1 protein-coding gene and 1 pseudogene are annotated in these 1,117 nt (G+C 63.7%); both read left to right on the top strand.

The features are described 5' to 3' along the window. Positions 1-556: pseudogene (locus EN906_RS34930) on the top strand (ABC transporter substrate-binding protein); the annotation flags it as partial. Next, positions 553-1,117, top strand: a 565-nt coding sequence (locus EN906_RS34925; protein ID WP_127375813.1) for an ABC transporter permease subunit, incomplete at its 3' end; no start/stop codon positions are given. The pseudogene EN906_RS34930 and the gene EN906_RS34925, both read left to right, overlap by 4 nt.

Here is a 1,117-nt window from a genome sequence, read left to right as displayed (position 1 = left end):
GCTTATACAAGCGCTGAGCAGACGCGATCTCGGCGTCGACCTGTCGGCAGCCAGCGACATCGTCTTCGGCGCGCCGCCGCTGATTTCGGAAAAGGCGATACAGGGCGAACTCGATGCGGTGCTGAATTTCTGGCATTTTTGCGCCCGTCTCGAGGCCAATGGCTTCCGTCGACTGATCGGCGTGAACGACGCGGCAAAGTCGCTCGGGGCTCTGGGACCCGTTTCGACCCTCGGTTACGTCTTCCATGACCAATGGGCAAACGAGAACCCGGATGCAGTCAGGGGTTTCGTGAGGGCGTCCGCGCAAGCCAAGGACTTGCTGGCCAGATCCGATGACGAATGGCTGCGCCTGGCGCCGATCATTCGCGCGGAAGGCAAGGAACTGGAAAAGCTGCGCGATCGCTACCGCCAGGGCATTCCCAGACGGTCGGTCGCGGAGGAAGCGGCCGACGCCGGCAGGCTATACCATGTGCTGGCGGCGATCGGCGGCGCGAAACTTGTCGGCAGCGCGCCGGAAATGGCGCCCGGCACGTTCTGGCAGGATCCCCGGAAATGACCGCATTGGGAACCGACGGCACGCGTGATGCTCCGCCGAGCATGTCCGGCCGACGCAGTCTGGCGACGGCACTCATGCCCGCGCTGACTGTTGCGGTCTCCCTGCTCGGGCTTTGCCTGCTGTGGAACCTTGCGGCAAGTGTCTGGCCAAGCCGTGCCTTTCCAGGGCCTCGGCAGGTCTGGCAGGTGCTTCTCAGGGAGGCTGCGAGCGGCGACCTCTTTTACCATCTCGGCGTGACTCTCGGCCGGGTCGCCGCGGCATATATCGTCGCCATGATCATCGGATCCGTCATCGGCGTTTTGCTCGGCAGCCATCGTCGCGTCGACCGCTTTTTCAACCCATGGGTGATCCTGTTCCTCAACATCCCGGCGCTGGTGGTCATCGTCCTCGGCTACATTTGGTTCGGCCTCAACGAGGCGGCGGCGATCGGCGCGGTGGCGGTGAACAAGATCCCGAATGTCGTGGTGACGATGCGCGAAGGCGCCAGGGCGCTTGATCCAAGTTACGCCGAAATGGCCACCGTCTATCGCTTCGGCCGCCTTGAACGCATCCGCCATATCC

This window comes from Mesorhizobium sp. M7A.F.Ca.CA.004.06.1.1 (genome assembly GCF_003999135.1).
GTDB lineage: Bacteria > Pseudomonadota > Alphaproteobacteria > Rhizobiales > Rhizobiaceae > Mesorhizobium.
The sequence above is the reverse complement of the archived record's forward strand: the minus strand, read 5'-3'. Positions and strand labels throughout refer to the sequence as shown.